The organism is Flavobacterium rakeshii (genome assembly GCF_009741375.1).
Classification (GTDB): Bacteria; Bacteroidota; Bacteroidia; order Flavobacteriales; family Flavobacteriaceae; genus Flavobacterium; species Flavobacterium rakeshii.
Window position 1 is genome coordinate 71,849 of the sequence record NZ_WOWP01000057.1, and the last position, 9,507, is coordinate 81,355.

Sequence of the window (9,507 nt, forward strand, 5' to 3'; positions counted from 1 at the left end):
AAGTTTTTAAACTATTTCTAAATTTGAGAAAGCAACGTAATAATCTTTTACAACTAAATCAATTTCTTCGAGATTTTCATTAAAAATTATTAAATCATTATTTCTTACTAACCAAATTTCGTAAAATTCTTTTTTTTCTTTTCCAAATTCATATTCTTCTCTTGATATTATAAAATTATCAGTAGAAAAGGTTTTTACTTCAACATATTTATAATGTTCACCTTTGTCAGGGCTATATCTTATGTCATAATGTAATCCTTCGTCTTCCTTTGCCTTATAATGCACATAATCATTTCCATATTTTGAACATAAATGATGATATACTTTTTCCTCAGAAGTTTTCCCTGTTTGAAAATTATAACTCAGTGAAGTATTATTATTAGGGTTAAAAATATCTTTCCTATTTTTATAACCTGTCCATTTTTTTGTTTTAAATGAATTTATTCTTTTTTCATTAAAAATTTCTTTTCTCTCGTCACTGGTACTTTTAACAGGTTCAATTTTTGGAGTAATAATTTTACTAAAAATAAATTTTTTTAGTTTGTCAATTTCAATTTCAAAGTGTAATAAACTCTTTAGTTCAGTATGTTTTTCGACAATTTCCATTAAGGTATAGTCAAGATTTGATTTATTTAAATTATAAATGTTTTCAATGTCAATAAACTTACTTCTGTCAATCAAATCAATTCCTTTAAATTCTTTTTTTATAAAATTCTCAAAGCATTCATTTTTAGCAATTGCAAACACATATCTATTTTCTAATGATATATTTTCTATATAATTGATTTGTTTAACTTCATAATCGTGAAGCCTTTGAAGGAATTCTTTTTGCGAATCAAATGTCACTGAATTACAATGCAATGATTGTTTGAAAATATTAAACTTATTGATAAATAAGTTTATTAAACTATTAAGATGAAAATCGTACAAATCAATTTGATTAATGCTATATTCATTGAATTCCCTAATACTAATACTTAAATCCGAAAATAAAAGATTTAAATATGTATAATTAATTTTATCGTTTATAAAATCATAATTTGGTAAAGGTGAATCTATTGATATTACCAAATCTTCATTTATTTGATTTATCTCCAAAATATTTTCTTCTTTAAAAGTCAATTCTTTTCCTTTCAAACGGTATATATTCGACCAAAAATTAATTTCAGAGTTTGAAAAACCTAATATTTTTAATGTTTCATCTAATAAATCGTCTCCAAAATTAACTTTTGTTAAATGTTTAACATCATTAAAATCTGTAGATAATATAGACCTAAAGTCCGCTTTGTGACCTGAAACATCAAACAAATGAGATAATATTTCAGAAATAGCATCTTTAAAACTTGAATGGTTTCGGATACTTTCAAAACTAATACCATCAGGAAGTTTAAGGAAATAACCAGAATCTTCTAAAAAGATAAATTCGTAATCTTGCAAAGGATAAAGGTTACTTTCAACTTTAGTAATAACCTCTGTACATACATGAATTTTTATTTTTTGAAGCTTACTAGCGTCATTATGTTTTGATTTTTCATTATCCAAAGCATTTATTCTGTAAATCAATATGTAAGGATATAATTCCATTAAAAATTCAGAAAGCAATTTTGTTGTTAGTTCTTGATTTTTATAACTTTCTAAGTTAATTTTAATTTCTGATAGATCATTTATTCTGAAAAAATCAATTGCTTTTTTACCTCCAGACCTTTTTGGAAAATTGAATACAGGATATGCTGCACGTAATTTACTTGGAATATTTACTTTATCACTAAAATAAATTTCTTCTTGATTATACAATCTAAGTCCCATATCATCTCGAGCAAAAAGCTTTAAACTCTTGGTTAAGCGCTTACCATTTTCTTCAAAATGCAAATATGCTCGTCTATAATAAGCAGAAGTGTTTCTACCATTTTCATAAATGATGTTTAACTTTTCTAATATTTCTTGAACACGTTCAATTGATAAATCATTAAAATCGGTAACCGCTCCTAACAATTTTAAAGTGTCATCTATGTCCCTTCTTTTAATTTCATATTTTTTAAATAATTCACTTCCATAATTGATTTCAATTTCATTAATTGATTTGAATGTATTGTCTAATAAATGATTACTAAAATTGTAAAAATTATTTTCTATTAATTCATAAAGATAACTTTTGTTAGATGTTTTTCTATGTTGGCTATGATATTTATAATTAACGACTTCACCGTGTTTTTTTTCAATTCGATTGAGATTATTTGATAATCTTAGATCTTTAATAACCCATAATAAAAATTGCTCAGGAGTTATTTTTTTTAATATTTCCTCTCTTTGCAAAAAATCTGAAACTTGAACATTTACTGTTGTTGGTACATACCCAACTGTTCTTACAACATATGGATGATGATGATTAGAAATATTAAATTTTGAATATTTTACAAATTGATTTACACCAAGCCAATTTAGAAAAGTTTCTAAATGATTTGTATCGACTACATTAAGTCCTAAATCAACAGGATTTGCAATATGTGTTCTACTATTATGAATTTCCCCAAAAATATCTCTACATAATTGTCCTTGAAAATAAAAATCCGAAAAGTAAACTAAAGACGAAATTGTAACATTTTGGTCTTTGTCAATTATTGGGACATTTTGTATGTCAATAGAAGTATATGTAGTTTCAGGATCAAAATTGTGAAACAATGCTATAAGCATTTTTTTAACAGTATCAACACTTAAATCAGGTTTTTCAATTATATAATGATTTGTATTGTTTACAATTTTATGAGCTAATGGAAGCGATTCAAAGGAGTGAATATTACCTATGTGCTTTAATTTAGTTTGTAAAGTTCTAGCTCTATCTTTTTTAGAGCTTTCATTAATATTAAATTCAATAATTAAATCATTAAAAAGAGTTGGACTAATAACGTCTATCAAACAGTAATCAGGAATAACATAGTCATCATTTAAATGGGTAAAGATTTCGTTTTGTTTTTCGATTACATCTCCTTTATCGTTAATAAAAATATTAAAGATATCTGTTTTATTTTTACTAATATTTCTGGTTACTAAATACTTTATTAATCTAGCTCTAAATTTATTATCAGTAATCGATAAACTCCATTTTTCAATTAAATCTACAAAACGTAGGTAAGCATTATATTTTGGTTTTAACAAATCAAATTTAACCAAAGGGTCTAAGGATTGAATGTGCTTTTGAAATACACTTCCTCCATCCTCTGATTTCAATAACTTTGAAAATTCATTATCTATAAATACCGTGTTCTCTAAAGAATGGTATTCATTACTAACACAAGGTATTATCTTTTCATTTTTAAGAATTACATTTAGTTTATCATAAAAATTTAAATCTTTTAAATTCTCATTTTCTGAATTGTATTGTAATAATAAATATGCAGACCAATCAACTTTTTCTTCTGCTTTGTACAAAGCCATTTTACACATTAATTGTGTAAGTTTCTCAATTACGATTTTATTTTTCTTAGAGTTTGCTAAATGCTTTCTATTTTGGTCTAAATCAAAAGTAGCATGGATTATATAAGGGAAATGTAAAACAATATTGGTTGAAAAAAATGAATATAAGTAGTAATTAGTTTTGGGTTTAACCCTTGGTACGGCAATTCTTATTTGATAATTTTCAATTAATCCTTCATTGGTTTTAAATTCATCAGGTAGTTTATTTTCGTCTTGAAAGATATCCCAAATTTCCTCTTCACTTGAAATGTTTTGAATACTTCCTTTTGCTAATTGATGAATATCTCTTTCAATATAAATATCTTTTTTAAATGCAAATCCTTTAAATTTTATATTCTTAATATGATGAAGAAATAAAATAGTCTCAGCATTTATTTTTCTTATTTGGTCATTAATATCTTTTAAAACATCAGCCTTAAAGTGTAATGAAATTACAGTTGCAAACACTTCGAATTCATCTGTTTCTATACAGTTAGGCACTGATAAGATGGGTAATGGATAAATTGAATTTGATAATCTATATTTTTCACGAATTTCCTTTTGCTTATCTTCATCAAATAAAGTTGAAAATGCATTTTCTTTAATTTCTTCAGAGTAAGAAACTTTTAAACCATTACTAAAAATATTGACTTCTGTTACCCAATTTAATATAGAGCGAAAACCAAGCCCTTTATTTCCTATGTATTGCGTTTTATCGATTTTAGAAGATAAATCACTTGTAGCAAGTGAACGATATCCATCTTCTGAAAAGGGTACTCCTTGATTTGCTATATTCAAAATATTATTCTCAATATCCAATTCAATTAAAACACTTTCAGATTTTTGGTCGTCACAATTTTGTAATAATTCTAAAATTTGTCTTCCATTATAACCCGAAGTTGTTGAGTTTTCTCTATTAAAAGCCGCTACCATTTCATGATAGTCTTTTACATAAATCTCAGTTTTATCCTTTTTTAGTTGCTCGACAAACTTTCTCATATCAGCACACTTTCACCTTACCCGTTACCACCGCATCTATCAAACTCACTTTATATTCCTTTAATTTCTCTATTTCCTGTTCTTTAATGGAAATCGCTTGATCAAATTTGTTGGATTGTTTTTTTACGTAATTCACAATCGTAATTTGCTCATTTGTAGTAGGAATTGCAATTTGAATATTGTTTATTTGAAATTGACTCAACATTGGAATAGCTGTATTACTTACAATATTAAGTATCCCACTTAACACAACTTTAATTCCTAGAAATACAAAATCCGAATTTTCTCTAATTTCTTTTAACAGAACTAAACTAGGGTTTATAGTGGTTGGTCCAAAATCTTTATCAACTAAGGCCACTTTTCCACAAGTAGAGCCTCTTTGAACAATCAATATATTATCTTTTCTTACCATTATTTCAGGTGATTCATAATATTTTTTCCAAGATATAAATACTGGTTCATCAAGAATGATGCTCCCATCCCAATTCATGTGCGTAGCTCCTAATGCTAGAGCTCCATGACCTTCATCTACTAAGTCACTCGTTGTGTAACCTTTAAATCCTATACGGCCTTGTGATTTCAATATGTACTTCAACCTCTTCACCTCCCAATGCTCCGGTATCGTCCCAATCCATTCCACACCACTGTCTTTCATTTTAACCGTTTTATCCAAACCTTTGGTTACGGCTTCCTGAATAATGATTTGCTTACGCTCTTTCAGTAAGGTTATTTGTTGCTCTTTAATGGCAATGGCCTGTTCTATTTTAGCGGTCTTGTCGTCTAGGAAGTTAGCAATGGCGGTTTGTTCCTTGAGTGGGGGGAAAGGAAATCGAAATCTTCTAAAATCAAGATAACTTATGTTTTGCCTTAAGCCAGATCCTAAACCATAAATAATTTTATTGTTATCAATCGCCCTGAAAAAGTAATGGAAAAACTTTGGACTCGCTTTTGATTTAAACCTTAAATTTAAGTATGCATTGGTAATAATCCCTTCAAATTCGGAAATCGAACTTCTTAAACTAACTGTATCATTTTGTAAATCAGTTGGCCTAAAAATTAAATCTCCTTTATTTACAAATTGGTACGTTTCAAAAGATTCTGGAACTAATCCCGTTAATTCATTATCTCCTTTGACTCTAATGTTTCCATAACTTAACGATAATACTGTATTTCTTTTCATACCAGTATTTTTCTCTTTATTTTCAAAAATGAAACTAAAACCTGGTACTACCTCCCAATGCTCAGGAATTTCTCCTAACCATTCTACTCCCGAATCTTTATAAACTTCGTAGCTATTATTTATCTCTACCATAGCCTAAAAATTTAATATTTCGTGAATTAAACCATCGCTTTGTTTTTCCAGTGCTAAAATATCGGCTGTTACTTCTTCTAACGAACGTAATGCCTTATGCTGGTAGAAGTATTTATTAAACGAGATTTCGTAGCCTATCTTGGTAGCCTCCAGGTTAATCCAGGCTTCGGCTACATGGGGTTGTACTTCTTTCAAGAAATACTCATAAATGTTTTCTTTAAGCGGTACGTTTTCAGTATCGCGTAAATCGCTGTCGGTTTCATAAGTAACAAATTCACCTTTTTTAGCTGTTGGGTAATAGCCATAATTCGGCAGGTCTTCAACAGCACAGTCTAATTGGTAAAGCAATTGATCAAGCTTTTCACCCGATAATTTTACGGTGGTTTTTATTACTTTCTCGGCTGTTTCATCGTACCAGCTAACAGTGTTTAAGATTTGGTTTTTCTCTGTAGCACTTAGTTTTATTTTTTCTTTCTTTAAAACGTCGTCAACCTCAGTTTTAAATATATTAAAATCATTGTATTTTTGGTTTCCCAGCTTATTAAGCAATATGGTCGCCGTTTCTAATATAGCTAATTGTTTTGTCCAGGTTTCTTTCTTTAAAAGCGTTTCCTCCTGCTTTTTATTCAAATCGAAACCTTCTTTTTCAGCCCAGTCTAAAATTTCTTTTTTGTAAGCTCTTAAATCCTCATATACTTTCTTAGCATAGTTAGCGTATACTTGCTGCATTACACCTTTCAAGCTTTTATCAAAACGCAAATCGGCAATTCGTTCCGCTGTAAATTGGGCTTTTAAACGTTTCGGTCGTTCTATAGTAACTTTGTAATACCCAAAATCGGCATTATCAAATACTTTTGAGGCGATACTATCTTCGGTAGTTCTTTCTACCGCAGCCAACTCGGTGTAATTTTTAACAATGTCGGTAATATGTTCGGGTGCTAACTCACAGTTTTTGTTTCCTAAGTTCTTGCGCAGTTTGCGGTACATTTGTCCGGCATCAATCAATTGTACTTTACCTTTACGGTTAGCAGCTTTGTTGTTGGATAAAATCCAGATATAGGTGGTAATGCCGGTATTGTAAAACAAGTTGTTTGGCAACTGTACAATGGCTTCTAACCAATCGTTTTCAATAATATGACGACGGATGTTGCTTTCGCCACCGCCTGCATCTCCTGTAAATAATGAACTTCCGTTATGAACGGAAGCTATACGCGAACCCAGGTTATTTTTTGAAAGGGGTTTCATTTTGTTTACCATTTCCATTAGGAATAGCAACTGCCCATCCGAAGATCGAGGGGTAGCGTCGGCATCTTCCTCAACGCCCCAATAATTTTTTAAACGGATTTTGAAACGAGAGTCAATAACCTCTTTTCCGTCTTTAATATATTTCTGTTCACTTGCCCATGATTTACCATAAGGCGGATTAGACAACATAAAATCGAAATACTGCCCGGCAAATTCATCGGTCGATAAAGTAGAGCCTACGCGGATGTTCTCAGGATTATTACCTTTAATCATCATATCTGATTTACAGATAGCATAGGTTTCATCGTTAATCTCCTTTCCAAACAAATATACATCAGAATTAACGGCCTTAATTTCTCCATCGGGATCTACAATGAAGTTTTGCGACTCGGTTAACATACCACCACTACCGCAGGCCGGGTCATAAATAGTCATAACCGGCGGTAAATTGTTTTTTATCGGATCGAAAATAATGTGCGTCATCAAGTCGATTACCTCGCGTGGGGTAAAGTGCTCCCCGGCTTCTTCATTGTTTTCTTCGTTGAATTTACGTATCAATTCTTCGAAAACATATCCCATCCCTAAGTTGGTTAGCGCCGGGAGCTTTTTACCGTTTGAATCGAATTTTTCAAAAGGCGTAAGGTTAATATCGGGAGAAGTAAATTTGCCCAGAACATCATATAAAACATCTTTCCCTGCCATATGGCGGATTTGAGACTTTAAATTAAACTTCTCAATGATTTCCTTCACATTAAAACTAAACCCACTCAGGTAGTCTTCAAAATTAGCCAATAACAGCTGCTGGCTATTGGTGGTGGTATTGTGTAATCTTTGTAAAGTCCACTCGCTGGTATTGTAAAACACATAACCGGTTACATCGGTAAAGCCTTTGTCATCCCATTCGGTAAATCCAGCTTCATCGCGTTGGAAAGCTAACTCTTCCAGAACAGCTTCTTTAGTAGGTTCAAGTAAGGCATCTAAGCGGCGCAATACAACCATTGGTAAAATAACATCGCGGTACTTGCCACGAACGTAAACATCTCTAAGGCAGTCGTCTGCAATAGACCAAATAAAAGAAACTAATTTATTGTGTACGGTATGATCCATTATTATATAATAATCTGTTGAAATCCCAAATATAAGGTTTTACGATCGATCATATGTAAAAGATTTAGCAGTCAAGAGGGTTTACTAATTATCAAGTTTTAAAAATTATTCGTGGGAAAATTAATTCCTTCTGAATAATGAAATTCACTGAATTATCATCTTAAATCCTTTTTCTTTCTTCGCCTTTTAAACTCTTTAGGAACACACTGATAATCATTTTCCGATTTCATCAATAAATCAATAAACTTAGGCAGTTCATTAAATTGAAATTTGTCTTTATACTCTTGGAGTACTTCTATAAGTTCTTGTCTTGAAATAGCAACTTTCTCGTCTTCAGCAGTCTTTTTATCTTGATTAGCATTGCACCTACCCTGCAATCCCTTCGCGCTATACTCCTTCCCAACACTGCTTCCATTAAAGACACTCTTTGTTTTATGATCAACAAAAGTCACACCATATATCAGCCCTACCTCATTCTGTCGAAGAACTGTATCAATCCCTTCCTTTTGTAGTTGCTTTATAAGCTGAGGTAGGATGATAATATTGTTCTTTAGGAAAACTGTGTCAATTACATTTTTGATCCTGGACTTATCCGACTGCCGTTTGATTTCATTAACTGCAAATTTCTTCTCCAGGCTCTTCATTGTTGGCTTGTCATAAAACCTGCTTGCCTTTATGGGAACACCCACACGATTTCCTTTTTCATCGAGTGTATGGTATAATAATCCGTTATGTTTCGCAACCCTTGAATTTTCTTTTCCTTTATCCGCTTCAATATTGTAAAGTTTCAGCACGGCATTCAGTTCCGCAAGGCTTGTATACTTGTAATTTTTCACCACAAAATTTAGAACATTTTCAATTGCTTTTTTTGTTTCAATTTTACTATACTGGACTCTTGCGGAAACATTGCTTTCTTCTGGTTCTCAAAAAGTAAAAGCAATCCCTTTATTTCGGTGGCTTGTGAAGTCGCATTTACTCTTCTTACCAGCTGGTTAAAGTTACTGCCGATAGCATTCAGTTCACGGTTCAGATAGCTCATTTGAATAATGGCTTCATCGGTTGAAGTATTTCTTGTGATTGTAGTAATCGGTTTGCTGAAAAGGCAATACCTTACATACTCGCTTACACTGCGGCAGGTCGTGTTTTTGCAGCGGCTTTCAAGTGTGGTGAATTCCTTTTCGGTAAGGCGCACATGGATACGCCTCTTGCGGTTGTTGTTTTCAGTCTCCATAATATCCTCTTCATTGGTTCAACAGCTTTAAAGCATAGCAGTGTCCCCCCGCCCCCGAGTTCCGAGGAATGGGCGGCAAGATGCCGTTGTCCGACAACGGGACATCTTGCCATTGCCGCAGACAAGGCAATCGACCGCAGCCTTTTCTATGCTTTACGCTAAT

At 31.6% G+C, this 9,507-nt stretch carries 5 protein-coding genes; all 5 read right to left on the minus strand.

Features of this window, described 5'->3' with window-relative positions; all coding sequences use genetic code 11:
* Positions 1-6: 6 nt before the first annotated feature.
* Entirely contained in the window at positions 7-4,449 is a 4,443-nt protein-coding gene (locus GN157_RS14855; RefSeq protein WP_157484285.1) for a DUF3883 domain-containing protein, read from the minus strand.
* 1 nt (position 4,450) lies between these two features.
* Entirely contained in the window at positions 4,451-5,761 is a 1,311-nt protein-coding gene (locus tag GN157_RS14860; protein ID WP_157484286.1) for a restriction endonuclease subunit S, read from the minus strand.
* 3 nt (positions 5,762-5,764) lie between these two features.
* The gene (locus GN157_RS14865; protein ID WP_157484287.1) at positions 5,765-8,113 is read right to left on the minus strand and encodes a type I restriction-modification system subunit M; all 2,349 of its coding nucleotides are present in this window, start codon (positions 8,111-8,113) and stop codon (positions 5,765-5,767) included.
* Between the two features lie 155 nt (positions 8,114-8,268).
* Entirely contained in the window at positions 8,269-8,949 is a 681-nt protein-coding gene (locus GN157_RS14870; protein ID WP_157484288.1) for a hypothetical protein, read from the minus strand.
* A gap of 8 nt (positions 8,950-8,957) precedes the next feature.
* Positions 8,958-9,344, minus strand: coding sequence for a plasmid mobilization protein (locus tag GN157_RS14875; RefSeq protein WP_157484289.1), 387 nt, complete (start codon positions 9,342-9,344; stop codon positions 8,958-8,960).
* Positions 9,345-9,507 lie beyond the last annotated feature (163 nt).